The organism is Streptomyces reniochalinae (genome assembly GCF_003323735.1).
Taxonomy (GTDB): Bacteria; Actinomycetota; Actinomycetes; order Streptomycetales; family Streptomycetaceae; genus Streptomyces; species Streptomyces reniochalinae.
This window is the reverse complement of record NZ_QOIM01000032.1, coordinates 148181-173345: the sequence shown is the minus strand read 5'-3', so window position 1 is coordinate 173345 and position 25165 is coordinate 148181. Positions and strand designations below refer to the sequence as shown.

Annotated in this window: 20 protein-coding genes; 17 read left to right on the top strand and 3 right to left on the bottom strand. The window is 73.0% G+C overall.

The window, feature by feature from the left end; all coding sequences use genetic code 11:
- Positions 1–65 precede the first annotated feature (65 nt).
- The 7 genes from DQ392_RS13025 to DQ392_RS12995 all read left to right on the top strand — a co-directional run bounded on the left by DQ392_RS13025 (position 66) and on the right by DQ392_RS12995 (position 7978).
- A complete protein-coding gene (locus DQ392_RS13025; RefSeq protein WP_114015733.1) occupies positions 66–446 on the top strand; it encodes a DUF488 domain-containing protein in 381 nt (126 codons plus the stop codon).
- 100 nt (positions 447–546) lie between these two features.
- Positions 547–1743, top strand: a complete 1197-nt coding sequence (locus DQ392_RS13020; protein ID WP_114015732.1) for an argininosuccinate synthase — start codon at positions 547–549, stop codon at positions 1741–1743.
- A 115-nt stretch (positions 1744–1858) separates the two neighbouring features.
- Entirely contained in the window at positions 1859–3286 is a 1428-nt protein-coding gene (argH, locus tag DQ392_RS13015; protein ID WP_114015731.1) for an argininosuccinate lyase, read from the top strand.
- Positions 3287–3524: 238 nt separating this feature from the next.
- Complete coding sequence (locus tag DQ392_RS13010; RefSeq protein ID WP_114015730.1) at positions 3525–4496, top strand: aldo/keto reductase; 972 nt, start codon at positions 3525–3527, stop codon at positions 4494–4496.
- 100 nt (positions 4497–4596) lie between these two features.
- On the top strand, positions 4597–5670 hold the full coding sequence (locus DQ392_RS13005; RefSeq protein WP_114015729.1) for an alpha/beta fold hydrolase: 1074 nt from the start codon (positions 4597–4599) through the stop codon (positions 5668–5670).
- 194 nt (positions 5671–5864) lie between these two features.
- A complete protein-coding gene (locus tag DQ392_RS13000) occupies positions 5865–6416 on the top strand; it encodes a TetR/AcrR family transcriptional regulator (RefSeq protein WP_114015728.1) in 552 nt (183 codons plus the stop codon).
- The gene (locus tag DQ392_RS12995) at positions 6413–7978 is read left to right on the top strand and encodes an MFS transporter (protein WP_245981409.1); all 1566 of its coding nucleotides are present in this window, start codon (positions 6413–6415) and stop codon (positions 7976–7978) included. Before DQ392_RS13000 ends, DQ392_RS12995 begins: the two co-directional genes overlap by 4 nt.
- 152 nt (positions 7979–8130) lie before the next feature.
- Here the strand turns inward: DQ392_RS12995 and DQ392_RS12990 are convergent, their stop codons facing one another.
- A complete protein-coding gene (locus tag DQ392_RS12990) occupies positions 8131–8808 on the bottom strand; it encodes a lysophospholipid acyltransferase family protein (RefSeq protein ID WP_114015727.1) in 678 nt (225 codons plus the stop codon).
- Positions 8809–9116: 308 nt separating this feature from the next.
- Between DQ392_RS12990 and DQ392_RS12985 the strand changes: the two genes are divergently transcribed.
- From DQ392_RS12985 to DQ392_RS12975, 3 genes are all read left to right on the top strand, one after another.
- Positions 9117–10292, top strand: coding sequence for a glycerophosphodiester phosphodiesterase (locus DQ392_RS12985; RefSeq protein ID WP_114015726.1), 1176 nt, complete (start codon positions 9117–9119; stop codon positions 10290–10292).
- Positions 10293–10420: 128 nt separating this feature from the next.
- Positions 10421–11104, top strand: a complete 684-nt coding sequence (locus DQ392_RS12980; protein ID WP_342774940.1) for an RNA polymerase sigma factor — start codon at positions 10421–10423, stop codon at positions 11102–11104.
- Positions 11095–11589 (top strand): GNAT family N-acetyltransferase, encoded by a 495-nt coding sequence (locus tag DQ392_RS12975; protein WP_114015725.1) that lies wholly within the window; start codon positions 11095–11097, stop codon positions 11587–11589. Before DQ392_RS12980 ends, DQ392_RS12975 begins: the two co-directional genes overlap by 10 nt.
- 119 nt (positions 11590–11708) lie before the next feature.
- Here the strand turns inward: DQ392_RS12975 and DQ392_RS12970 are convergent, their stop codons facing one another.
- Both DQ392_RS12970 and DQ392_RS12965 read right to left on the bottom strand, forming a co-directional pair.
- On the bottom strand, positions 11709–12158 hold the full coding sequence (locus tag DQ392_RS12970) for a hypothetical protein (RefSeq protein ID WP_114015724.1): 450 nt from the start codon (positions 12156–12158) through the stop codon (positions 11709–11711).
- Positions 12151–12522, bottom strand: a complete 372-nt coding sequence (locus DQ392_RS12965) for a hypothetical protein (RefSeq protein WP_114015723.1) — start codon at positions 12520–12522, stop codon at positions 12151–12153. Before DQ392_RS12965 ends, DQ392_RS12970 begins: the two co-directional genes overlap by 8 nt.
- A gap of 70 nt (positions 12523–12592) precedes the next feature.
- On the opposite strand from DQ392_RS12965, the gene DQ392_RS12960 reads away from it, so the two are divergent.
- The 7 genes from DQ392_RS12960 to cobA all read left to right on the top strand — a co-directional run bounded on the left by DQ392_RS12960 (position 12593) and on the right by cobA (position 25038).
- A complete protein-coding gene (locus DQ392_RS12960; protein WP_114015722.1) occupies positions 12593–13246 on the top strand; it encodes an HAD-IA family hydrolase in 654 nt (217 codons plus the stop codon).
- 435 nt (positions 13247–13681) lie between these two features.
- A complete protein-coding gene (locus DQ392_RS12955; RefSeq protein WP_114015721.1) occupies positions 13682–14743 on the top strand; it encodes a methionine ABC transporter ATP-binding protein in 1062 nt (353 codons plus the stop codon).
- Positions 14740–16290 (top strand): MetQ/NlpA family ABC transporter substrate-binding protein, encoded by a 1551-nt coding sequence (locus tag DQ392_RS36190; RefSeq protein ID WP_114015720.1) that lies wholly within the window; start codon positions 14740–14742, stop codon positions 16288–16290. The genes DQ392_RS12955 and DQ392_RS36190 overlap by 4 nt, the downstream gene beginning before the upstream one ends.
- Before the next feature lie 143 nt (positions 16291–16433).
- On the top strand, positions 16434–17159 hold the full coding sequence (locus tag DQ392_RS12945) for a GNAT family N-acetyltransferase (RefSeq protein ID WP_114015719.1): 726 nt from the start codon (positions 16434–16436) through the stop codon (positions 17157–17159).
- A gap of 136 nt (positions 17160–17295) precedes the next feature.
- On the top strand, positions 17296–18531 hold the full coding sequence (gene cbiE, locus DQ392_RS12940; protein WP_114015718.1) for a precorrin-6y C5,15-methyltransferase (decarboxylating) subunit CbiE: 1236 nt from the start codon (positions 17296–17298) through the stop codon (positions 18529–18531).
- Between the two features lie 257 nt (positions 18532–18788).
- The gene (gene cobT / locus DQ392_RS12935) at positions 18789–23444 is read left to right on the top strand and encodes a nicotinate-nucleotide--dimethylbenzimidazole phosphoribosyltransferase (protein WP_114015717.1); all 4656 of its coding nucleotides are present in this window, start codon (positions 18789–18791) and stop codon (positions 23442–23444) included.
- A 346-nt stretch (positions 23445–23790) separates the two neighbouring features.
- Positions 23791–25038, top strand: a complete 1248-nt coding sequence (cobA, locus tag DQ392_RS12930; RefSeq protein WP_114015716.1) for a uroporphyrinogen-III C-methyltransferase — start codon at positions 23791–23793, stop codon at positions 25036–25038.
- Positions 25039–25165 lie beyond the last annotated feature (127 nt).

The window sequence follows — 25165 nt, the reverse complement described above, 5'->3', positions numbered from 1 at the left end:
GCTAACGGGTCAATGTGAACAGCGTCAACATGCGGTGGTGCCGCTCGTGCCCGCACTCTGGCGTCATGGCGGCAAAGAAGAAGCCGAAGATCCAGGTGCGGCGCGTCTACGAGGAGTCAAGGCCCGACAGCGACGGCGTCCGGGTGCTGGTCGACCGGGTGTGGCCGCGCGGGGAGTCCAAGGAGAAGGCGGCGCTGGACGAGTGGAACAAGGGCGTCGCGCCCAGTACCGCACTGCGCAAGTGGTACCAGCACGACCCCGACCGCTACGAGGAGTTCGCCCGGCGCTACCGGGCCGAGTTGGCCACGGGGGAGGGTGAGCGGGCGCTCGGCGCGCTGCTGGAGACCGCGTCGGGCGCCGGCACCCTGACGCTGGTCACGGCGGTGAAGGATCCCTCGATCGGTCACACCCGGGTGCTGGAGGAGGAGCTGGAGGATCGCCTCTGAGCGGGCGCCGGGGTTGCGTCGCAGGTCAGACGTGCGTTGACGAAACATACGAGGGAGTGCATACTTATACCAGTCAGCGCATGCACGTAAGGAGAAGCCAGTGACCGAGCGCGTCGTACTCGCCTACTCCGGCGGCCTTGACACCTCAGTCTGCATCGGCTGGATCGCCGAGGAGACCGGTGCCGAGGTCGTCGCCGTCGCCGTCGATGTCGGCCAGGGCGGCGAGGATCTGGACGTCATCCGCAAGCGCGCGCTGGCCTGCGGTGCCGTCGAGGCCGAGGTCGCCGACGCCAAGGACGAGTTCGCCGACGAGTACTGCCTCCCGGCGATCAAGTCCAACGCGCTCTACATGGACCGCTACCCGCTGGTCTCCGCGCTCTCCCGGCCCACCATCGTCAAGCACCTGGTGGCCGCCGCGAAGAAGCACGGCGCCGGTACCGTCGCCCACGGCTGCACCGGCAAGGGCAACGACCAGGTGCGGTTCGAGGCCGGCATCTCCTCCCTGGCCCCCGACCTCAAGTGCATCGCGCCCGTCCGCGACTACGCCATGACCAGGGACAAGGCCATCGCCTTCTGCGAGGAGAAGGGCCTGCCCATCGCGACGAGCAAGAAGTCGCCCTACTCCATCGACCAGAACGTCTTCGGGCGCGCCGTCGAGACCGGCTTCCTCGAGGACATCTGGAACGCCCCGATCGAGGACGTGTACGACTACACCTCCAACCCCGCCACCCCGCGCGAGGCCGACGAGGTCGTCATCACCTTCTCCGCGGGCGTCCCCGTCGCCGTCGACGGCAAGCCCGTCACCGTGCTCCAGGCGATCCAGCAGCTCAACGAGCGCGCCGGAGCCCAGGGGGTCGGCCGGATCGACATGGTCGAGGACCGCCTGGTCGGCATCAAGTCCCGCGAGGTCTACGAGGCCCCCGGCGCCCTCGCGCTGATCACCGCGCACCAGGAGCTGGAGAACGTCACCGTGGAGCGCGAACTGGCCCGCTACAAGCGGCAGGTCGAGCAGCGGTGGACCGAGCTGGTGTACGACGGCATGTGGTTCTCCCCGCTGAAGCGGGCGCTCGACGGTTTCATCACCGAGGCCAACCAGCACGTGTCGGGTGACGTCCGGATGACCCTGCACGGCGGGCGCGCCGTCGTCACGGGCCGGCGCTCCGAGCAGTCGCTGTACGACTTCAACCTGGCGACGTACGACACGGGCGACACCTTCGACCAGTCGATGTCGAAGGGCTTCATCGAGATCTTCGGCCTCTCCTCCAAGATGGCGGCCAAGCGCGACCAGCAGGCGTAGCCGACGTTCTTGCCCCGGCCCCTCCCTTCCGCCTGAGACCGCGGGGCACCTCGCGGGACAGGCGGGGGAGGGGCCGGGGTACTCCCACCACCTCAGGAGCAGGAGCACCCCAGCAGTGACCAGCAACAACGAAGACGTCCGCCTGTGGGGCGGCCGCTTCGCCGACGGCCCGGCCGAGGCCCTCGAAAAGCTGTCCGCGTCGGTCCACTTCGACTGGCGACTGGCGCCCTACGACATCGCGGGCTCCCGCGCCCACGCCCGCGTCCTGCACACGGCGGGCCTGCTCACCGCCGACGAACTGCGCCAGATGATCGACGGCCTGGACGCCCTCGAACAGGACGTCGCCTCCGGCGCCTTCCAGGGAACCCTCGCCGACGAGGACGTGCACACGGCGCTGGAGCGCGGCCTGCTGAGACGCCTCGGCAAGGACCTGGGCGGCAAGCTGCGCGCGGGCCGCTCCCGCAACGACCAGGTCGCCACGCTCTTCCGGATGTACCTGCGCGACCACGCCCGCGTCCTCGGCGGCCTGCTGGCCGATCTCCAGGGCGCTCTCGTCGGCCTCGCCGAGGCGCACGCCGACGTCGCGATGCCAGGGCGCACCCATCTCCAGCACGCGCAGCCCGTCCTGTTCGCGCACCACGTCCTCGCGCACGCGCAGGCCCTCGCGCGGGACGCCGAGCGGCTGCGCCAGTGGGACGCGCGTACCGCCGTCTCGCCGTACGGCTCCGGGGCGCTGGCCGGGTCCTCCCTCGGCCTCGACCCGGAGGCGGTCGCCGCCGACCTCGGCTTCGAGGGCGGCAGCGCGGCGAACTCCATCGACGGGACGGCCTCCCGCGACTTCGTGGCGGAGTTCGCCTTCGTCACGGCGATGATCGGCGTGGACGTCTCGAAGATCGCCGAAGAGGTCATCATCTGGAACACGAAGGAGTTCTCCTTCGTCACGCTCGACGACGCCTTCTCGACGGGCTCGTCGATCATGCCGCAGAAGAAGAACCCCGACATCGCGGAGCTGGCCCGCGGCAAGTCCGGGCGGCTGATCGGCAACCTGACCGGGCTGATGGCGACGCTCAAGGCGCTGCCGCTGGCCTACAACCGCGACCTCCAGGAGGACAAGGAGCCGGTCTTCGACTCCCTCGACCAGCTGGAGCTGCTGCTGCCCGCGTTCACCGGCATGATGGCCACCCTCACCGTGCACGGCGACCGGATGGCCGAGCTGGCGCCCGCCGGGTTCTCGCTGGCCACCGACGTCGCGGAGTGGCTCGTCAAACGCGGCGTCCCCTTCCGGGTGGCGCACGAGGTCGCGGGCGCCTGCGTCAAGGAGTGCGAGAGCGCGGGCATCGAGCTGCACGAGCTGACGGACGAACAGTTCGCCGGGCTCTCCGAGCACCTGACGCCCGAGGTGCGCGAGGTGCTGAACGTGCCGGGCGCCCTGGCGGCGCGCGACGGCAAGGGCGGTACGGCGCCCTCCGCGGTGGCGGCCCAGCTCGCCGCCTTCCGCACCGACCTGGCCCGGCAGCGCGAGTGGGCGGACGCCAAGCGCTGACCCGCCGGCGCGCATGGTGCGCCGCGCCACCGCACGACACCCCGACCGCCCCGGTCACCCGCGCCACGGTGCGGCTGGCCGGGGCGTGCCGCGTCCCTCGTGGTGCGGCCCGCCGGAGCCGACTACGGTGGTGCGGCAGCCGCCCGGCCGGATCGGGGTCACCGCCCGGCACCGCGCCGGGTCCACACCTCAGCCGACGCCGCAGTGCCCCTGAGGGCACCCGGCCGGGGAGATGCCGATGTCCTTCACCCGCCTCGCCGCCGCGACCACACCGACCGCCCACCTCGGTCTGGGGCTGGCCGCGGTCGGCCGGCCCGCCTACCTCACGCTCGGCCGGGAGGCCCAGCTGCCCGCCGAGCGCAGTGTGGAGGCGCTGCGCGCCCGTACGCACGAGCTTCTGGACGCGGCCTACGCGCAGGGGGTGCGCTACCTCGACGTGGCCCGCTCCTACGGGCGGGCCGAGGAGTTCCTGGCCGCGTGGCTGCGCGAGCACCCCGAGGCCGACGACGTGGTGGTCGGCAGCAAGTGGGGCTACACCTACGTGGGGGAGTGGCGCACGGACGCCGAGGTGCACGAGGTCAAGGACCACGCGCCGGAGGCGTTCGAGCGGCAGCTCGCCGAGAGCCGCGCGCAACTGGGCGACAGGATCGACCTGTACCAGATCCACTCCGTCACCCCCGACAGCCCGGCGCTGACCGACACCGCCCTGCACGAGCGGCTGGCCCGGCTCGCGGCGGACGGCGTCACGATCGGGTTCAGCACGAGTGGCCCCGCGCAGGCGGACGCCATCCGCGCGGCTTTGGAGGTCACCGTCGCGGGCGAGCCCCTTTTCCGTACCGTCCAGAGCACCTACAACCTGCTGGAGACGTCGGCGGCCGGCGCGTTGGCACAGGCGCACGAGGCGGGGCTGAAGGTCATCGTCAAGGAGGCGATGGCCAACGGGCGTCTCGCGGGCGGCCAGGAGCCGCGTGACCTGCACATGGTGGCGCAGGAGGCGGGCGTAGGACCGGACGCGGTGGCGCTCGCCGCGGTGCTGCGGCAGCCGTGGGCCGGGGTCGTGCTGTCCGGCGCCGCCGACATCGGATCCCTGCACTCCAACCTGCTGGCCGCCGCCACCGAGCTGGACGGGGCCCAACTGGCCTCGCTGGCCGAGCTGGTGGAGGACCCGGAGGTCTACTGGCGGCGGCGCGCGGAGCTGCCCTGGCAGTGAAGGCCCAGGTCATCGGGGTGCCCACCGGTTTTTGCGTGCATGTCACACCGGTTTCGGGGCAGGCGCTCTCCCGCACGTTGAGAACTGGGAGATACGAAAAATGAAAAAGGCACCGACAGCCGCCGTCGCCACCGCCCTCTCCGTGGCGGCGCTCGCCGGAGGGATCGGGTTCACCGCCGGATCCTCGCAGGCCCAGGCGGACCGCAAGCCGAAGCCCGCCGTGCAGAACGAGTTCGACCCGCTCGGCCCGGCGATGCACGAGACGAAGAACGCGGGCCGCACCGTCCACTACAGCGACACCGGTGAGAAGAACGCCACCCCCGTGCTGTTCATGGGCGGTACCGGCACCACGGCCCGCGCCTCGGGCATGACGGAGTTCTTGCGCACCACCCGGCAGAAGCTGAACCTGCGGCTGATATCGGTGGAGCGCAACGGCTTCGGCGACACCGAGTACGACGCGAAGCTCGGCTTCGACGACTACACCTCGGACGTGCGCGCCGTCCTCGACAAGCTGCACCTGCGCAAGGCGGCCGTCGTCGCCATCTCCGGCGGCGGCCCGTACGCGGCGCACTTCGCCGCCGACGCGCCCGGGCGGATCTCCTCCCTCCACCTGGCCGCGGCGCTTCCGCCCTACGGCGCCAAGGCGGACTACTGCGGCAAGAGCGACGCCGAGCTGACGAAGTACTTCGGCGAGCAGATCCGCGACCCGCGCGAGTGGTGGGGATTCCCCGAGGACAGCCCCATGCACGACATCCCCGGCTTCACCGACCGGGCGGAGGAGGACGGCGGCCGCTCGTACTACCTGCGCGGCCAAAAGGGCGACCCGGCGGCCCAGGTGCACGAGCAGAAGCTCTACTGCGAGCGCCCTGGCCCCGACCTGTCGAAGCTGGAGGCGCCGGCGTACGTCTACACCGGTGCGAAGGACACCACCGTGCCGCCCGCGACGCAGGCCCGCTGGAAGAAGGCGCTGCCCTCCGAGCCGACGGTGCGGACGTACGACGACAGCGGCCACGACGTGCAGTACCGGCACTGGGACCAGATCCTGCTGGACATGGCCGGCTACGCCGACCGGACGGCCGTGTGCACGGGACGCAAGACCCGGGTGCTGCCGCACGAGAAGGCCGAGCGCGCCGTACGGAAGGGCGCCACGCTGGGCAGCTGCGCCTGGCGCTGACGTCGGCCGGGCGGGGCGCTCGCCCCCTGCGACCTGCGCCCCGTCCGTGGCACGTCCCCCCGGCTCATGACGATTGCCGGCCCTCGATGACGAATGCCGGCCCAAGGTGACGAGTGCCCCGCCGTGACGAACGGCGGGGCACTTTCGTTGTCTCGCATGCGACACGAATGTCTCACAAGAAGTATGCTTGTCTCATGAGCCTGGACCGGGAAGAGCTGCTGAGCACGGCGGCGGACGTACTGACGCGGCGGCCGACCTCCTCGATGGACGACATCGCCAAGGCGGCCCGCATCAGCCGCGCGACCCTGCACCGGCACTTCGCCGGGCGCGACGCACTCATACGCGCCCTCGAACAACTCGGCCTCGCACGCCTGGACGCCGCGCTGGACGCCGCCCGCATCGACGAGGGCGACGCCGCCGAAGCCGTACGGCGCGTCATCGCCGAGGCCGAACCCCACGCCGGGTTCCTCGGCTTCCTCGTCACCGAGAACCAGCTCTTCGAGCCGGGAGAACAGAACGAAGGCTGGACCAGGATCGACGCACGCATCGGCGCCCTCTTCCAGCGCGGACAGCAAGAGGGCGCCTTCCGCGTCGACCTGACCGCGGCCTGGCTGACCGAGGCGCTCTACGCGCTGGTCACCGCGGCCGCCTGGGCGGTCCAGGACGGCAGGGTCGCCGCCCGCGACGCGGTACGGATGACCGCCGAGCTGCTGCTCGGCGGCGCACGACGGAGCAGTGAGAGATGAGCGCCAGTACCAAACGATCCGGAGCGGCAGCCCGCGGCGCCAAGCCCGGGGGTGACGGATCCCGGCTGCGCTGGGTCGCCCTCGCGGTACTGGTGCTCGCCGTCCTCCTGGTCGGCATCGACGTCACCGTCCTCGGGCTCGCCGCGCCGTTCCTCAGCGAGGACCTGCGCCCCTCCAGCACCCAACTGCTGTGGATCGGCGACGTCTACTCCTTCGTCATCGCCGGGCTCCTCGTCTCGATGGGCAGCCTCGGCGACCGGATCGGCCGCAAGAAGCTGCTGCTCACCGGCTCCATCGCCTTCGGTGCCCTCTCGGTGCTGACCGCCTACGCGCACAGCGCCGAGGCCATGATCCTGTGGCGGGCGCTGATGGGCGTCGCGGGCGCCACCCTGATGCCCTCCACGCTCGCGCTGATCCGCAACATCTTCCCCGACCCGAGGGAGCGCAGCCTGGCCGTCGGCATCTGGGGCGCCATGACGGCCGCCGGCACGGCCGTGGGCCCCCTCGTCGGCGGGTTCCTCCTGGAGCACTACTGGTGGGGCTCGGTCTTCCTGATCAACCTGCCGGTGATGGCCGTGCTCGTCCTCGTCGGCAGCAGGCTGCTGCCCGAGTCGCGGAACCCGGCGCCGGGGCCGTGGGACCTGCCCAGCGTCGGCCTGTCCATGGTCGGCGTCATCGCCCTCGTCTACGCCGTCAAGGAGGCGGCGGCCTACGGCTTCCGCTGGGACGTGGCGGTCACCGGCGTCGTCGGTCTCGCCGGTCTCCACGCGTTCGTGCGCCGCCAGTTGCGGCTGCCGACGCCACTGCTCGACATGCGCCTGTTCGCCAACCGGGGCTTCACCGGCGCCGTGCTCGCCGACCTGCTGACCATCCTCGGCATGTCCGGGCTGGTCTTCTTCCTCTCCCAGTTCCTTCAGATGGTGCAGGACCGCACGCCCTTCCAGGCCGGACTCGCCGAACTGCCCGCCGCGGTCGGCTCCGTCGTCGCCGGGCTCTTCGCGGGCTGGGTCGCCCGCCGCACCTCCGTGCGCGGCGCCGTCTCCGGCGGCCTGACAGCGGTCGGCCTGGCGCTGGGCGCCTGCCTGTGGCTCCAGGCCGGCTCCGGTTATCTGCTGCTGGGCAGCGTGCTGCTGGTCGTCGGCGTCGGCGCGGGGCTGGCGTTCACGGTGACCGCCGACGTGATCCTCTCGGCCGTCCCCAAGGAGCAGGCGGGCGCGGCCTCGGCGGTCTCCGAGACCGCCTACGAACTGGGCGCCGCGCTGGGCATCGCCCTGCTCGGCTCGGTCGTGACGGGCGTCTACCGCTCCTTCCCGACGCCTGAGGGGGTGCCGGCGGGGACGGCAGAGCACGCCCGTCAGTCACTGGGCGAGGCCGTTTCGACCGCGCACCAACTGCCGGGCGGCGCCGAGCACGCGCTGCTGGACGTCGCGCGGGACACCTTCACCGAAGGACTGCGGTACGGCGCCGGCTTCGGCGCCGTCATCCTCCTGGCCGCGGCGGTACTGGCATGGCGCCTGCTACGCGGCCAGCGCCTGGAAGAGGTACCGGCCGAGGAGGACTAGCGTCTCTGCATCCGAGCAGAGACGCGCCGAAGGGGCGCGGGGAACTGCGCGCCGAACCACAGCCCATCCGCGGACCGCACACCACGGCCAGGGGCACCCCCTCACCGGAGCGGAAACAGATCCGCAGAAAAGCTCTCCGCAGGAGAAACGCTCTAGGCCGCCTTCGCCTTCGTGGCGTAGACGTCCACGTACTCCTGTCCCGACAGCTCCATGACCTCGCTCATCACCTCGTCGGTGACGGCGCGCAGCACGTAGCGGTCGCGGTCCATGCCCTCGTAGCGGGAGAAGTCGAGGGGCGCGCCGAAGCGGACGCTGATGCGGCCGCCGCCGATCCTGGGCAGCCCCTTGCCGCCCGGCTGCACCGCGTCCGTGCCGATCATCGCGAACGGCACGACCGGCGCGCCCGTCATCAGAGCGAGGCGCGCGATGCCGGTGCGGCCTCGGTAGAGGCGGCCGTCGGGGGAGCGGGTGCCCTCCGGGTAGATCGCGAAGGGGTGGCCCTCCTCCAGCACGCGGCGGCCGGTCATCAGCGCGGCGACACCGCCGCGGCCGCCGTCCCGGTCGACGGGGATCATGCCGGAGCCCGTGAAGAACCACGCCATCATGCGGCCCTTGAGGCTCTTGCCCGTGACGTACTCGTCCTTGCCGATGAAGAAGACCTGGCGGGTGGTGACCAGCGGCAGGATCATCGAGTCGATGAAGGTGAGGTGGTTGCCCGCCAGGATCACCGGACCCGAACCGGGAATCCGGTCGGCCCCTTCGATCTTCGGCCGGAACAGCACGCGAAGAAGCGGGCCGAGCACTGCCTTGATCAGCCGGAAACGGGACAACGGACCCTCCGCCCAGTCGGTATGGTCGTGCGCGCGGCTCTGCGCACGGACGTGTGGTTCTGCGCACGGACGCGCAGACGAGGACGATACTCGCAGGCCCGGGTGGTGTGCACACCGGGTTGCTCGCACCTTTACGGGGAGTTGACACGGGTTGCACCCGTATTGCGCCGCCCCGCGCCTTCTCGGGTCATCCGTGTTTCCCGCCTGTTCGCACTTATGTCTCCCCTGTGCCGTCCAGCCGGTCCTACGATCAGCCCGACGTGTGGCAGGGCCGGACATCGGCGCCACGGAGACTTCTGGGAGAGCGCATGGGACAGGAGCAGCAGCCGGGCCGCAGAACCCTGCTCGGAGCGGCAGCGGCGCTGAGCGCGGCGGGCGCGGTCACCCTGGGGGCCGGCGGCACGGCACAGGCCGCGCCCCGGCGGGCGGACCGCACCACGGGGCGCGGGGGCGGGGGCGGACGCCACGAGCTGCCCACCCCCTGTGTCATCGCGCACCGCGGCACCAGCGGCTACCGCCCCGAGCACACCCTGGGCTCCTACCAGCTCGCCCTCGACATGGGCGCCGACATCATCGAGCAGGACCTGGTCCCCACCAAGGACGGGCACCTGGTGTGCCGGCACGAGAACGACATCACCGCCACCACCGACGTGGCCGACCACCCCGAGTTCGCCTCCCGCAAGGCCACCAAGACGGTGGACGGCCAGAAGCTCACCGGCTGGTTCACCGAGGACTTCACCCTCAAGGAGCTCAAGACGCTCCGGGCGAAGGAGCGCATCCCGCAGACGCGCCAGCACAACACCCTCTACGACGGCCACTGGGAGGTGCCCACCTTCGAGGAGGTGCTGGACTGGGCCGAGGAGCAGAGCCGCCGCGGCGGCCGCCGCGTATGGCTCCACATCGAGACCAAGCACCCCACCTACTTCCGCGAGCTGGGCCTGGGGCTGGAGAAGCCGCTCGCCAGGCTGCTGCGCCGCTACGGGCGGCACAAGGCGCACTCGCCGAACTTCGTGCAGTCCTTCGAGCCGAGCAGCATCCGGACGCTGAGCAAGCTGGTGGACTGCCCCGGCGTCGTACTGCTGTCGGGCCTCGACTCGCGGCCCTGGGACTTCGTGGAGGCGAACGACCCGCGTACCGTCGCCGACCTGGTCGAGCCCGAGGGCCTGAGGTGGATCGCGGACTTCGCCCAGGGCATCGGACCCACTCTGGAGCTGGTCATCCCCCGCAACGAGGACGGCACACTCGGCGACCCCACGGACCTGGTGCGGGACGCGCACGCGCAGCGGCTGGTACTGCACCCGTACACCGTGCGCAACGAGAACACCTTCCTGCCCGCCGACTTCCGCAAGGGCGACGACCCGAACGCCTACGGTGACGCCTTCGGAGTCTTCAAGCGGTACTTCGCCACCGGCATCGACGGCCTCTTCTCCGACAACTGCGACACCGCGCTGCTGGCGGCCGCGGACTTCCGCGACGACGGCTGAGCACGTCACGCCACGGAAGCCCGCAGCCGGGAGCCTCCCGTGGCGGGGTACGCGAAAGATCCACACCGAACGAGTGACGCGCCGCCCGTCCCGCAACCGCGGGGCGGGCGGCGCGCGTGCAGCGGCGTATGACCCAGCCCTCCCTTGAACCCTCCCTGCTCCAGCCGAGGTTGCGCGCACTGCTGGACGCCGAGTGCGCGGCCGAGGCGGCGGCGCTCCCCGGTGCCGAGGCCGCCGACCTGCGTCAGGGCGTGTGGCTGCGCTGGCTGCTGAGGACCCGCGAGAGCGGGCCGCCCGCCGAACCCGGCGCCTGGCTGCGCGAGGCGGTGAGCGCCGAGGCCCGGTCCGTGCGGGCCCGCCAGCGCCGCGAGGTGCCGCAGGGCGCCGCGCTCCCGCCGCACCGCGTGCCGCCGCAGCGCCGGGTCACCGCCGCGGACGGGCGCGACGACCCGGCCAGCGAGGCGGAGGCACCGCTGCTGAGCGCGGAGAGCCGCCGTGAGCTGAGCGGAGCGGTCGCCAGGCTGCCAGGACGCTGCCCCGCCGTGCTGCGGGCGCTGCTGTCGGGCGTGGAGCCCACATACGCCCAAATCGCCCGCGAGTTGGGAATCTCACAGGGCGCCGTGGGGCCGCTGCGTTCCCGCTGTCTGGAATGCCTGCGCAGAATGCTCGCGGCACAGGTTCCACCACCCGGCCTCAGGGGAAGGGTGCGAGAGGAAACCAGCGTCACCAGGGCAGACAGCACGGGCGCGGCACCCTCACATCCGCGTGCCCGTGCGCACACAACTTGGGGAGGCATGCGCACATGGGCATGAGCGTGACCATCTCTGCGGCGGACGAGCGGGACGTCGAACAGATACTGAAACTGCAGTACCTCTGCTTCCAGACCGAGGCCGCGCTGTACGGCGACTACCGCATCGAACCGCTCGTCCAGACGGTGGACGACCTGCGTACGGAACTCGCGCAGGGGTGCGTGATGGTGGCCCGCCTCGGTGACGAGGTCGTCGGCTCGGTCCGCGGCCGGGTCGACACCGAGGGCACGGCGCGGATCGGCCGGCTGTGCGTCCACCCCCGCCTCCAGGGCCACGGCCTGGGCGGACGGCTGCTGGCCGCGGTCGAGTCCCGGCTGACCGCGGAGTACGCCGCCAAGCGGTACCACCTGGTGACCGGCAGCCGCAGCGAGGGCAACCTGCGGCTGTACCGGCGCAGCGGTTACGCCCCCGTCGGCACCGAGCGGGACCGCCAGGTGACGCTGGTCGCGTTGCAGAAGGACGCGGCGGAGTACGCGAAGAGCGCCTAGCGTTCTCCTGCGGCTGATCCGGCCCCAAGGGGCGCCACCGGCCGTCGTGTGCCGACCGCGGGCCGGTTGTGGCTCGGCGCGCTGTTCCCCGTGCCCCTTCGGGACGGGGGCGCCGCCCGTCAGTGGGCCGCGGCCTGCTCGCGGTGGCCGCGTCGCAGCCACCACAGGCCCGTCAGCGGGAGGGCTACCGGGATGAACAGGTAGCCCATCCCGTAGTCGGACCAGACGGTGGCGTCGGGGAAGGCGGACGGCTCCACCAGCGTCCAGGTGCCGACGGCGAGCACGCCCAGCAGTTCGAGACCGCAGCAGGTGAGCGCGGCCTTGCGGGCACCCTCACCGCCGCGGACGAGGGAGAGCGTGATGAAGGCGTACACCACGGCGGCGACGGCCGAGAGGACGTAGGCGAGCGGCGCCTCCTCGAAGCGCGTCGTCAGCTGGACGAGGGAGCGCGAGGCGGCGCCCACCGTGAAGATCCCGTACAGCGTGACCAGCAGCTTGCCGGGGCCGGTGTTGATGCGGCCCGCGCGCCCGGGCGAGGGAGCGCTCTTCGTGGTCGTCGGTTCAGGCACCGGTGCCGCCTCCCCAGATGTCGTAGAGCCGCACCTGGAGCACCGCGAGGACGACGGCTCCGGCGACGACGGTCAGTGAACCCCACTTGGTGCGCTCGGTCAGCGAGACGAGCCCCACCACGGGCACGCACGCCAGGACGCCGACCAGATACGAGACGAAGATCACCGCGCCGTCCGCCGGGTCCCGTCCCTGCGCGAGCTGGACGACCCCGACCACCAGCTGGACCAGGGCGAGCACGGTCACCACGGCCATGCCGATGAAGTGCCAGTCCTTGGTCGGCTGGTCGCGGTAGGCCGCCCAGCCGCACCACGCGGCCAGCGCGAGCGCGGCCACGGCCAGCGTGACGGTGAGCGGGGTGAGCATGCTCAGGAGTCTAGAAGGGCGCACGGGCCCGCCGACGCGCGCCCCCGAGGCCCCCCGTACGCTGCCCGGCATGAAGTGCGAAGCCCCCACGACCCTGCTGTTCGACAACGACGGCACCCTCCTCTCCTCCATGGAGTCCGTCCAGCGGTGCTGGACCGCGTGGGCGCGCGAGTACGGGATCAGCGCGGAGGACTTCGCCGCCGTCGAGCTGCACGGGAGGCCCGCCGCCGACATCGTCGGCGACCTGCTGCCGGCCGAGCGCGTGCCGGAGGCGCTGGCCCGCATCGAGCGGCTGGAGGTCGAGGACGTGAGCCGCGGCGGGGTGGTGGCGCTGCCCGGCACCGTCGAGCTGCTGGCCTCGCTGCCCCCCGGGAGCTGGGCCGTGGTCACCTCGGCCACCCGGGAGCTGGCGGAGGCGCGGCTTGGGGCCGTCGGGATCGAGGCGCCGCTGGTCATCGCCGCCGACGACATCACGCGCGGCAAGCCGCACCCGGAGCCGTACCTGCTGGCGGCCAGGAAGCTGGGCGCTGACCCGGCCCGCTGCGTGGTCTTCGAGGACGCCCCCGCGGGGCTGACGGCGGGCCGCGGCGCGGGCATGCGGACCGTGGGCTTGGCCACAACCCACGCGCGCGAGGAGCTGGTGGCCGACGTCGTGGTGGAGGACCTTGCTTCGGTGGCCGCGCAGGTCACGGAAGAGGGTGTGACGGTCGTCGCAGAGGACTGAAGGGGTGCGGGCATCGGCGGGTGGTGTCCACGACGGCGTCCGGCATTCGGACAGCGCCCTCCGCCGCGACCGCCCCGTCTGGTTTACTGAGCACCATGAACACGACGAGCTGCCGCACTTCTGCGACCGAGGCGACCTGGGCGCCCGGTGCTCGTTGTCTGCGCGCGCGGGCCTGTACGCCGCCCACCGCGCGGCGAATGTGTGCCCGCTGAGGGCCCCCGCCTGAGCTGACCGAGGCGACTCGCGCCCCGAAGCGAGTCACGAGCCCGCGCGCCCCGCCCGCCGGCAGAGCCACCTCCACCGCACCGCGGTCCCCCGTGCCCGCACGCCGCACCGCCGCGGCCGCGGGAGCTCTGCCCGTGTGCGCGGACCGCCGCGCGCTCCCGGACGCCACCCACCCAAGCGCTCACCCCACCGACACCCACGGATGTTTCTGTGATCACGACAAAGGACCTCACGAAGGTCTACCGCACCCCTGGCCGCGAGGTCACCGCACTGGACGGCGTGGATCTCCACGTAGGCGAGGGCGAGGTCTTCGGCGTCGTCGGCCAGAGCGGCGCCGGGAAGTCCTCGCTGATCCGCTGCGTCAACCTCCTGGAGCGCCCGTCCTCGGGCACCGTCACCGTCGACGGGCAGGAGCTGACCGCGCTCGCCGGCAGCGGCAAGCGGGCCGGCAAGGAGCTCCGCAGGGCGCGGGCCCGCATCGGCATGGTCTTCCAGCACTTCAACCTGCTGTCGTCGCGCACCGTGCTCGGCAACGTCGAACTGCCGCTGGAGATCCTCGGCCACTCAGGACACGAGCGCACCCGCAAGGCCCACGAGCTGCTCGAACTGGTCGGCCTCGGCGATCACGCCAGGGCCCATCCCGCGCAGCTGTCCGGCGGCCAGAAGCAGCGCGTCGGCATCGCCAGGGCGCTGGCAGGCGACCCCAAGGTGCTGCTGTCCGACGAGGCGACCTCCGCGCTCGACCCCGAGACCACCCGCTCCGTCCTGCAACTGCTGCGCGACCTCAAGGAGCAACTGGGCCTGACCGTCCTGCTGATCACCCACGAGATGGAGGTCGTCAAGGCGGTCTGCGACTCGGCGGCCCTGATGAAGTCCGGGCGGATCACCGAGTCGGGCACGGTCCCCGAGCTGCTGGCCACCCCGGGCTCCGAGCTGGCGCGCGAACTCTTCCCCGTCGGCGGCACCCCCTCGGCCGACGACCGCACGGTCGTGGACGTCACCTTCCACGGCGAGACCACCACCGAGCCGGTGATCTCCAAGCTGTCGCGTACCTACAACGTGGACATCTCCATCCTCGGCGCCGCCATGGACACCGTCGCGGGCAAGCAGGTCGGGCGGATGCGCATCGAGCTGCCCGGCAGCTTCGACGACAACGTCGTGCCGATCGGATTCCTGCGCGAGCAGGGGCTGACGGTGGACGTCGCGGACGTCGCGCCCGTCGCGGCGGAGCCCCAGGACAACGCAGGACTCGTCAAGGAGGGTGCCAAGTGAGCTGGTCCGAGATACAGCCGCTGCTGTTCCAGGGGTTCTGGGACACCCTCTACATGGTCGGCTGGTCGACGCTGATCGCGCTGGTGGGCGGGCTGCCCATCGGTGTGCTCCTCGTCCTGACCGACAGGGGCGGGATGCTGCACAACGCGCTGGTCAACAAGGTCGTCGGCGCGGTGGTGAACGTCGGCAGATCGCTGCCCTTCATCATCCTGCTGATCGCCCTCATCCCCTTCACCCGCTTCGTCGTCGGCCAGTCCGTCGGCTCCACGGCGGCCGTCGTACCGCTCGCCATCGGCGCGATCCCCTTCTTCGCACGGCTGGTGGAGACAGCGATCCGCGAGGTGGACCGCGGCCTGGTGGAGGCCGTCCAGGCGATGGGCGGCGGCACCCCCACCGTCGTCTTCAAGGCGCTGCTTCCGCAGGCTCTGCCGTCCCTGGTCGCCGGGTTGACGACGACGGTCATCGTGCTGATCGGGTACTCGGCGATGGCCGGCACCGTCGGCGGCGGCGGACTGGGCTCGGTGGCCGTGCAGTACGGCTACCAGCGCTTCGAGACCAGCGTCATGATCGCCACGGTGGTCGCGCTGATCGTCATCGTCACGGCCGTCCAGATCATCGGCGACGCGGCCGTGCGTCTGCTGGCCTCGGGCCGGGGCGGTTCTGCCTCCGGCCGGGGCGGCTCCACCGCGGACGGCGGCGCCGGCAAGCGGCTCGCCCGCCTCGGCCGCGGCCGCACCGTGGCACTCGCCGCCGCCGTCGTCCTGCCGCTCGCGCTGATCGGCTACGGCATCGGCCAGAGCGGAGGCGACAAGCAGACGCTCAAAATCGCCGCGTCCCCCACGCCGCACGCCGAGATCCTGGAGTACGTCGAGAAGAACCTCGCCGAGAAGGAGGGGATCGACCTCGACATCCGCAAGTTCAACGACTACGTCGTGCCGAACACGGCCACCGAGTCCGGCGAGGTCGACGCCAACTTCTTCCAGCACAAGCCGTACCTGGACGACTTCAACAAGAAGAACGGCACGCACATCGTGCCGGTCGTCGACGTCGAGCTGGAGCCGCTGGGCCTCTACTCCAAGAAGGTGGACAGCCTGGGGGGCCTGGGCTCCGGCGACACCGTCGCCGTCCCCAACGACTCCACCAACGAGGGACGCGCCCTGCACCTGCTGGCCAAGCACGGCCTCATCGAGCTGAAGCCGGGTGCGGGCCAGGAGGCCACCCTGGGCGACATCGCGGACAAGAAGGGGCTCACGTTCAAGGAGCTGGAGGCGGCAGCGGTCCCGCGCGCCCTCGACGACGTGGACGCCGCCGTCGTCAACGGCAACTACGCGGTCGACGCCGACCTCAACCCGGCCAAGGACGCGCTGGCGGCGGAGAAGGTCGCGGGCAACCCGTACGCGAACTTCCTCGCGGTCAAGGACGGCGACCAGGACGACCCGCGGATCAGGAAGCTCGCCAAGCTGCTCAACTCCCCGCAGGTCGAGGAGTTCATCGAGAAGAAGTACAAGGGGGCCATCGAACCCGCATTCGGGCATGTGGGATCGTGAACCCCACGGCCTGAACCGGGGAAAGTCCCCGTGTCGACAAGTCTTCTCATCAGCGCCGGGCCCCTCCCGTCGAGAGGGGCCCGGCGCTGCACATCACGGTGCCGATGCTGCATGCTGTGCACCCCGACGTGTAGGAGCGGCGCATGACCTCGACCTTCCCGGACATCTCGATCAGCACGGACCGGCTCGTGCTGCGCCCGTTCGAGGAAGCGGACGTCCCCGCGCTCACCGCCATGATGGCCGACGACCAGATCACCGCCTGGATGACGTCGCCCTTCCCCTACACCGAGACCGAGGCCCGCGACTTCGTCACCCGCCGCGCCCCCGCGCTGCGCACCGGCGGAGAGGGCATCGTCTTCGCCGTCACCGAACTCCTCACCCAGCGGCTCGTCGGCTCCGTCGAGCTGCGCGGCACCGACTGGCGGGTGCGCTCGGCGGAAGCCGTCTACGCCACCGCCTCCTGGGCCCGCGGCGAGGGCTACGCCTCCGAGTCGCTGCTGGCGCTCGCCCAGTGGCTCTTCCAGGACCAGAAGTTCGAACGCGTCGAGATGCGCACCGCCGCCGACAACACCGCGGCACAGCAGGTCGCCCAGAAACTCGGCTGCATCAGCGAAGGCGTGCTGCGCAACGCCTGGATCGCGCGCACCCGCACCGAGAACTGGGGCGCCCCGGAACCGGAGGGACAGCGGGACCGCCCGGTACCCCACGGCCTGCCCGAGACCCAGGGAGGATGGGAGGACCCCGCGACGGACCGCCCCGACCCCCAGCAGGGAGGCTGGGCGGAGATCCGCACCGACCTGATCGTCTGGAGCCTGCTGCCCGAGGACCTCGACGGCACCTTCGAGCAGCTGGAGCAGCACGCCTGGTGAAGGACCGCCTCGCAGGCCCCACGCCCCGTGCGCTACAGCGCTGCGCACCCGCGCGAAACCGCGCCTTCCGCGCGAGGGGGTACCCTCAGTGGGCCCCGACCTGCGATGAGCACGAACCAGCCAGGAGACCCCCAGCATGGCCGACCGCGTCACGGTGATCGGGTGGGACGGCTCGCCGCTGACCGACGCCGCCCGCTCGGCCCTCGCCGCGGCCACCCTCGTCGCCGGTGCCGCGCACCACCTGGCACTGCCCGAGGTCCCGCCGCACGCCGAACGCATCCGCCTGGGCAGCGCCACCCTCGCCGCCCGCCGCATCGCCCGCCACCGCGGCTCCGCCGTCGTCCTCGCCGACGGCGACCCCGGCTTCTTCGGCGTCGTACGGACCCTGCGCGCCCCCGAGCACGGCCTGGAGGTCGAGGTCGTGCCCGCCGTCTCCGCCATCGCCGCCGCGTTCGCGCGCGCCGGGATGCCCTGGGACGACGCACAACTGGTCGTCGCCAACAGCCGCACCCTGCGCCGCGCGGTCAACGTCTGCCGCGCCCACAAGAAGGTCGCCGTCCTCACCTCGCCGGGCGCCGGGCCCGCCGAACTCGCCCTCCTGCTCGAAGGCGTCCACCGCACCTTCGTCATCTGCGAGGCGCTGGGCACCGAGCGCGAGCAGATGACCGTGCTCACCTCCGACAAGGTCGCCGACCACACCTGGCGCGACCCGAACGTCGTCATCGTCGTCGGCGGCACCGGCGCTGGTGCCGAGACCGGCGCACCCCAGGGCGCCGCCTGGCTGGCCGGGCACGAGGTCGGCTACCCGCCGGCCGTACGCGGCTGGGCGCTGCCGGTCGCCGAGTACGCCGGCTCGGGCAGCGGCACCCCGACGCGCGCCGGCGAGTCGGTACAGCTGCGCGCAGCCCAACTCGCCCGTCTCGGACCGCGCGTCGGCGACCTGGTGTGGGACATCGGCGCGGGCAGCGGCGCCTTCGCGGTCGAGGCGGCACGCTTCGGGGCCGCCGTCATCGCCGTCGACAGCGACGCGGACGCCTGCGCCCACGGCTACGCCGCCGCGCGGCGCTTCGGCGTCCAACTGGAGACCGTGCACGGCCTGGCTCCGCACATCCTCCAAGACCTGCCCGAGCCCGACGTGGTGCGGGTCGGCGGCGGGGGAGCGGCCACCGTCACCGCGGTCGCCGACCGCCGCCCCACGCGCATCGTCACTCACGCCTCCACCAGAGATGAGGCAGAGGAGTTGGGAAGGGCGCTCACCGAACGGGGCTACGCCGTCGAGTGCGCCCTGCTCCAGTCCGTCGGACTGGAGACGGCGCACTGGGCGGAAACCGAACGGGCCGTTGTCTTTCTGCTGTCCGGTGTCCGTATCTGAAACCCCTGTGACGCGTGCCGGACGAACCCCGACGAAGTGCGGTTTCTCTCCCACCCGTGGCCGGAGCGGCACTCGGCGACGGGTAGGCTGATGGACTGTTGTGCCACCGTTCGGGGTTGACGCTTCGTCCGTCATTGTCCGGATGGTGTAGGCGAAAGGCACGTGCCGCACGGAGTGCGTGCTCGTTCTTCATCTACGGGGCGCGGCGGCCCGTCCGCCGGGTTGGAAGGAGCACCAGCGATGCGCGAGGGGAACGCATGACAGACACCGGTCAGATCCCGGGTGAGGGGCTGCCGGAGAACGCAGGCGGGCAGCAACCGGGCAGCCGGCCGGACGTCCCGGCGCCCGGCGCCTACCCCCTCACCGACCCGGCCGCCGCCGGGACACGGGACGGCGCCCACGCTCCCCACGGCCCCCACGCCACCCACGACGAAGAGGACCTTCTGCTGATGCCCTCCGCCCAGGGCGCATGGAGCGAGCAGCCGGCGCCGGCCGGCCCCGGAACCCCGCAGGACAACGGACACACCCAGCACTACGCCCAGGGCCAGGCACAGCCGATGCCCCAGCCCCAGCCGGAGCAGCCCGGGCCGATGCCCCAACCCGACACCTACGGGCACGGGTACGACCCGCACGGGCAGGCCGACGCCTACGCGGCACAGCAGCCGTTCACCGACGGCCAGTTGCCCCAGCAGGACGGGTACCCGCTAAACGGGTACCCGCAGGACGTCGCGTACGGCTCGGCGGACGCCTACGCGGCGAACGGGTACGACGCCTACGCGCAGCCCGGACACGTGCCGCGGGAAGCCGCCTACGAGGCGGCGTACGCCCAGCCGGGACAGGGCGCGGGCCCGCAGGCCGCCGGCCCGCACGCCGGCCCGCCTCCGCACGAGCCGCAACCTCAGGCACAGGCACAGGCACAGGCACAGGGACAGCCGCAGGCGCAGTCCGACGGGCCGGAGGGGCAACAGCCCACCGGGGAAGGTGTCCAGGCACCGCAGCCGGAGAGCGGCGCCGTGCCGCAGCCGGCTCAGCCCGAGGAGGGCGCAGCACCGTACCCCGAGGCCGAAACGGCAGCCGTACCCGGGCCGCACGAGACCGACGGCCGCGACTCGGGCACCCTCGACGTGAGCGCCGTACGGCCGTCCCAGCAGCAGCACGCCGCGCAGGCGTCCACCCACAGCACCCCGCCCCACGGGACGCGCCGCCCCCTGCACCTCGGACCGCCGGTGCCCGAGCAGTCCGGTACCGTCCGCCCGCTGTCCGAGCGCCCCGCCGCACAGGTTTCCGCCGCGCAGGCCGCGCCCGTGCAGGGCGCCCCGTCAGGCCGTACGGGCGCCGCCGCCGGCCGGCCCGCCGCCGCGCCCGCGTCCGACGCGCCCCAGGGGGACGAACCCGGGGCGGGGGACCTTCCGTTGGCGGACGGCACTGCCACGGGCCCGCAGCCCGTGGGGGATCAGCCGACGCCCGAGCAGCCCACCGAGCCGCAGGCGCCGGCGCAGCACGCGCCCTCGGCCCCGGCAGATGAGCCGGTGGAAGAAGAGCCGCTGCCGGGCCCGCAGCTCGGTCAACTGCCGCCCGAGCGACCCGGAGAGCCGGAGCAGGCCGAGCAGCAGGGGCAGTCCGGGCAACTCGCGAACGGGGCACCGGACGGTGAAGCCGCGACGGCGACGGCCGAGATGGCCGCCCCCGCGCCCGTGGAGGCCGACGGGGCGTCGGCTCCCGCGCCGCAGCAGGCGCAGGAGCCGGCGACGGACGAGGCACCGGCCGCAGCGGTGACGGCTGCCGGAGCCCCGACTTCCCAGGACGTGCCGGCTTCGGCCGGCCCGTCCTCCACGGTGGACACCCCGACTGCCCCGGACGCCCCGGCTGCCCCGGACGCATCCACGGACGCCTCTGCCTGTGCCCCTGTCTCTGCGGACGCCTCTGCCTCTGCGGACGCGCCCGCCGAGCCCGCGGCGCCCGGTGAGACCCCGGCGCCCGCTGAGGCGCCCGCGTCCGGTGAGGCCCCGGTGTCCACCGGGACTTCGGTTTCCGCCGAGGGCCCGGCTTCCACCGAGGCCCCGGTGCCCGCTGAGGCCCCGGTGCCTGCGGAGGAGCCCGTGTCCACCGGGGCGCCCGTGCCGGCCGAGGTTCCGGTTTCCGGGGAGACGGCCACAGCAGGCGAAGCCGCCGCGGCGGGCGAGACGGGTGCGCACGCGGAGGCCGCCACGCGCGAGACCGAGGTGGCTGCCGAGGCCGCCGGGGCGGAGGCGCCGGTCGAGCCCGCTTCCGTTCCCGCTCCCGCGTCCGGCGATGCGACCGCGCCCGGCGACGCGACCGCGCCCGGCGATGCGACCGTGCCCGGACCGCGCCAGGAGACCCGGCCGGGCGGACTGGCGACGGTGCCCGCGCAGGGGGGCGAGCCCGAGACCCAGCAGGGCGACGCCGCGCAAACCCCGTCCGGGACACCGCCGATGAACCAGGGCGCGAGCCAGGAGACCGGCGCTCGGCCTCCGCAGGCCTCGGCCGGTATCCCCGAGCAGACCACGGCACCCGCGTCCGCCACCGACGCCGGTACGGACGCGCCGGTTTCCGCTCCCTGCGGGCCTGTGACGCCGCAGCCCGAGTCACAGCCGCAGCCGCAGGAGAGCGCCGCTGCCGAGGCGCCCGAGGCTGCCGCCGCGTCCGCGAGCGGCGAAACGTCCATGCGCCGCCAGACGTCGGAGGCGGACGCGGCAGCTGAGGCGTCGGGCGCCGGCGAAGAGACCGTGCCCGTGCCCGCGGAGGCGTCCGGGCAGGACGCCGACTCGACGGCGGCCGGAGCAACGGCACCTGCCGAGCCCGTCGAAGAAGAGGTGCCGCACTCCGCCGCCGAGGCGGAGCCCGCACCGCACGAGGCGCCCGGCCCGGACACCGACGTCCTCGCGGCATCGGCCACGGCCTCCACCGAGGAGGCCGCGCCCTCCACCGCGGCCGTCGAGACCGGCACGGCCGTCGAGCCCACCGCGGCCGTCGAGACCGACAAGGCCGATGGCTCGGAGGCCGGCACCGACGGTGCCCAGCCCACCGGGCAGGAGGCCGGAGCGCCCACACACCAGGACGCTGCCGCGTCGGCGCCGGGGCCCGAGCCGTCCGGCGGCGTTGTGCTCCCGGGAGGACCCCCGGAAGAAACCCCGGAGGGCCCCGTGGTCCCGGAGCCGGAGGCCGCCCCCGGGTTCGCCGAAGCGGAACGGGAGGCCGTGCACCGGCTGATGCGGGAGCGGCGGGACATCCGCAACGGCTTCAGGTCCGACCCGATCCCGCACGACGTGCTGCTGCGCGTGCTGGAGGCGGCACACACCGCGCCCAGCGTCGGGCACTCGCAGCCCTGGGACTTCGTCGTCATCCGGTCGGAGGAGACCCGCCGGGCGATGCACGAGCTGGCCGAGGCGCAGCGTGACGCGTACGCCAAGTCGCTGCCCAAGGGCCGGGCGAAGAAGTTCAGGGAAATGAAGATCGAGGCGATCCTCGACACCCCGGTCAACATCGTGGTGACCGCCGATCCCACCCGCGGGGGCCGGCACACGCTCGGCCGTCAGACGCAGCCGCAGATGGCGCCGTACTCCTCGGCGCTGGCCGTGGAGAACCTGTGGCTGGCGGCGCGGGCCGAGGGGCTGGGCGTGGGCTGGGTCAGCTTCTTCGACCAGCCCGAGCTGGTGCGCGCCCTCGAACTGCCGGAGCACCTGGAGGTCGTGGCGTACCTGTGCGTCGGGTACGTCGACGAGTTCCCCGAGGAGCCGGAGCTGATGCAGGCCGGCTGGTCGAAGCGGCGTCCGCTCTCCTGGGTCGTGCACGACGAGTCGTACGGGCGGCGTGCGCTGCCCGGCGCCGAGCCGACCGGCATGCTCGCCGAGACGCTCGGCACCATCCGCCCCCTGGACGCCAAGGCGCTCGGTGAGGCGTGGGAGCGGCAGAAGCAGATGACGAAACCGTCCGGCGCGCTCGGCATGCTGGAGATCATCTCCGCGCAGCTGTGCGGCCTCTCCCGCAAGTGCCCCCCGCCGATTCCCGAGCCCGCCGCCGTCGCGGTGTTCGCCGGGGACCACGGGGTGCACGCGCAGGGCGTCACGCCGTGGCCGCAGGAGGTCACCGCGCAGATGGTGAGCAACTTCCTGGCCCAGGGCGCGGTCTGCAACGCGTTCGCCAACCAGGTGGGTGCGGAGGTCTGCGTCGTGGACGTCGGCGTGGCCGCGGAACTGCCCGCGCAGCCGGGCCTGCTGCCCCGCAAGATCCGTGCCGGTACGGCCGACATGACGGCCGGGCCCGCGCTGACCCGCGAAGAGGTCGAGCGGGCCCTGGAGGTCGGCATCGAGACGGCGCGTGACCTGGTGGCGGCGGGCAATCGCGCGCTGCTCACCGGCGAGATGGGCATCGCCAACACCACGGCGTCCGCCGCCTTGATCGCCGCCTGCACGGGAGCGGACCCCGCCGAGATCACCGGGCGTGGTACGGGCATCAACGACGAGACGCACGCACGCAAGGTCGAGGTCGTCCGGAGGGCGTTGGAGCGGCACCAGCCGGACCCGGCCGATCCGATCGGGATGCTCTCGGCGTTCGGCGGGCTGGAGCACGCGGCGATGGTCGGCCTGATCCTGGGCGGCGCCTCGCTGCGGACGCCCGTCATCCTCGACGGCGTCAGCGCGGGTGCCGCCGCGCTGGTGGCCCGCGCGGTGGCGCCCGAGGCGCTGGCCGCCTGTATCGCGGGGCACCGCAGCGCCGAGCCCGGTCACGTCGCGGCCCTCACCAAGCTGGGGCTGCGTCCGTTGGTCGATCTCGACCTGCGGCTCGGTGAGGGGACGGGCGCGCTGCTCGCGCTGCCGATGGTGCAGAGCGCGGCCCGTGCCATGCACGAGGTGGCCACGTTCGACGGGGCGGGCGTCACCGAGAAGGGCTGACCTCCGCCGTCCGGGCGGGACCCCTCCACCGAGGGGCCCCGCCCGCCGCACCGCGAGGAGCGGATGCCGGGCGCGACGACGTCCGCGCCCGTCACCCGACCCCTTCGGTCCGGTATCCCGGCTCCGCCGCGTCCCGCCACGCGCCGGTGCCACCCGCTGCGCGGCCGTTCCGGCCGGGGTCGGCGACGGGTGGGTGGCCCGTCGGTGACCTGCAAAACAGCCGCACCGGTCGGTCCCGCATAGGCTGTTCCCCTGCCCCTCCGTCCCGGCCGCTCCACCGCCGCAGCGGCTCGTCGTCGGCTCGGCCCCGCGAGTCGGCCCGACCCCGAGAAGGATGCCGTCCCCGATGCCTGTGAACCCCGGCGACGCCGCCACCCCCGCCTACCCCGTAGGACTCCGCCTGGCCGGGCGCCGGGTCGTACTCGTCGGCGGCGGCGGTGTCGCCCAGCGCCGGCTGCCCGCGCTGCTGGCGGCCGGTGCGCACGTCACGGTCGTCTCCCCGCGGGTGACGCCCTCGGTGGAGGCGATGGTCACCGGCGGGGAGATCTCCTGGGAGCGCCGCGGCTACCGGGAAGGGGACCTGGCCGGCGCCTGGTACGCGCTGGCCGCCACCGACGATCCGGCCGTCAACGCCGCCATCACGGCGGAAGCCGAGTCGCGCCGCGTCTGGTGCGTACGGGCCGACGACGCGGACGAGGGGACCGCCTGGACGCCGGCGACCGGCCGCAGCGACGGCCTGACCGTCGCCGTCCTCACCAGCGGGGTGCACGGCGCGGCGGGCCGCGATCCGCGCAGGTCGGCGGCGATACGTGACGCCATCGTCGCCCGTCTGGGCGACGGCACCCTCGTCACCGGGCAGCGCGGGCCCCGTACCGGGGGCGTCGCCCTGGTCGGCGGGGGTCCGGGCGACCCCGACCTGATCACGGTACGGGGCCGCCGGCTGCTGGCGGAGGCGGACGTCGTCGTCGCCGACCGGCTCGGCCCCCGCGACCTGCTCGACGAGCTGCCGCCGCACGTCGAGATCATCGACGCCGCGAAGATCCCCTACGGCCGCGCCATGGCGCAGGAGGCCATCAACGCCGTCCTGGTCGAACACGCCAAGGCGGGCAGGGCCGTCGTGCGGCTCAAGGGCGGTGACCCCTTCGTCTTCGGGCGCGGCATGGAGGAGGCCCAGCAACTGGCCGCCGAGGGCGTCGAGGTCACCGTCGTGCCCGGCATCTCCAGCTCCGTCAGTGTGCCGGGCGCGGTCGGCATCCCCGTCACCCACCGGGGCGTCGCCCACGAGTTCACCGTGGTCAGCGGCCATGTCGCACCCGACGACGCCCGCTCTTTGGTGGACTGGCCGGCACTCGCCAGGCTGCGCGGCACGCTCGTGCTCCTGATGGCCGTCGAGAACCTCGGCGCGATCGCCGCGGCTCTCCGCGCGCACGGCCGGTCGGACGACACCCCGGTGGCCATGATCCAGGAGGGCACCATGGCCACGGAGCGCCGCGTGGACGCCACCTTGGCCACGGCCGCCGAGCGGGCGGCGGCCGAGGGCGTACGCCCTCCGGCGGTCATCGTCATCGGCGACGTCGTCGCCGTGAACCCGTGAACGGCCCGTCACCCCTCACCCCGTGAACCTCCGCTTCGACGGCGTGCGGTGACCGGGCGGGGCCACCGCCCCCAGCCCACGCCGTACGCGGCGGTAACGACACATTGGCACTTCGAGCGCGACAAGG

Coding starts and splice junctions, on each gene's coding strand:
- DQ392_RS13025 (WP_114015733.1), top strand. CDS start 66: ATGGCGGCAAAGAAGAAGCCGAAGATCCAGGTGCGGCGCGTCTACGAG.
- DQ392_RS13010 (WP_114015730.1), top strand. CDS start 3,525: ATGTCCTTCACCCGCCTCGCCGCCGCGACCACACCGACCGCCCACCTC.
- DQ392_RS13005 (WP_114015729.1), top strand. CDS start 4,597: ATGAAAAAGGCACCGACAGCCGCCGTCGCCACCGCCCTCTCCGTGGCG.
- DQ392_RS13000 (WP_114015728.1), top strand. CDS start 5,865: ATGAGCCTGGACCGGGAAGAGCTGCTGAGCACGGCGGCGGACGTACTG.
- DQ392_RS12995 (WP_245981409.1), top strand. CDS start 6,413: ATGAGCGCCAGTACCAAACGATCCGGAGCGGCAGCCCGCGGCGCCAAG.
- DQ392_RS12985 (WP_114015726.1), top strand. CDS start 9,117: ATGGGACAGGAGCAGCAGCCGGGCCGCAGAACCCTGCTCGGAGCGGCA.
- DQ392_RS12980 (WP_342774940.1), top strand. CDS start 10,421: ATGACCCAGCCCTCCCTTGAACCCTCCCTGCTCCAGCCGAGGTTGCGC.
- DQ392_RS12975 (WP_114015725.1), top strand. CDS start 11,095: ATGGGCATGAGCGTGACCATCTCTGCGGCGGACGAGCGGGACGTCGAA.
- DQ392_RS12965 (WP_114015723.1), bottom strand. CDS start 12,522: ATGCTCACCCCGCTCACCGTCACGCTGGCCGTGGCCGCGCTCGCGCTG.
- DQ392_RS12960 (WP_114015722.1), top strand. CDS start 12,593: ATGAAGTGCGAAGCCCCCACGACCCTGCTGTTCGACAACGACGGCACC.
- DQ392_RS12945 (WP_114015719.1), top strand. CDS start 16,434: ATGACCTCGACCTTCCCGGACATCTCGATCAGCACGGACCGGCTCGTG.
- cbiE (WP_114015718.1), top strand. CDS start 17,296: ATGGCCGACCGCGTCACGGTGATCGGGTGGGACGGCTCGCCGCTGACC.
- cobT (WP_114015717.1), top strand. CDS start 18,789: ATGACAGACACCGGTCAGATCCCGGGTGAGGGGCTGCCGGAGAACGCA.
- cobA (WP_114015716.1), top strand. CDS start 23,791: ATGCCTGTGAACCCCGGCGACGCCGCCACCCCCGCCTACCCCGTAGGA.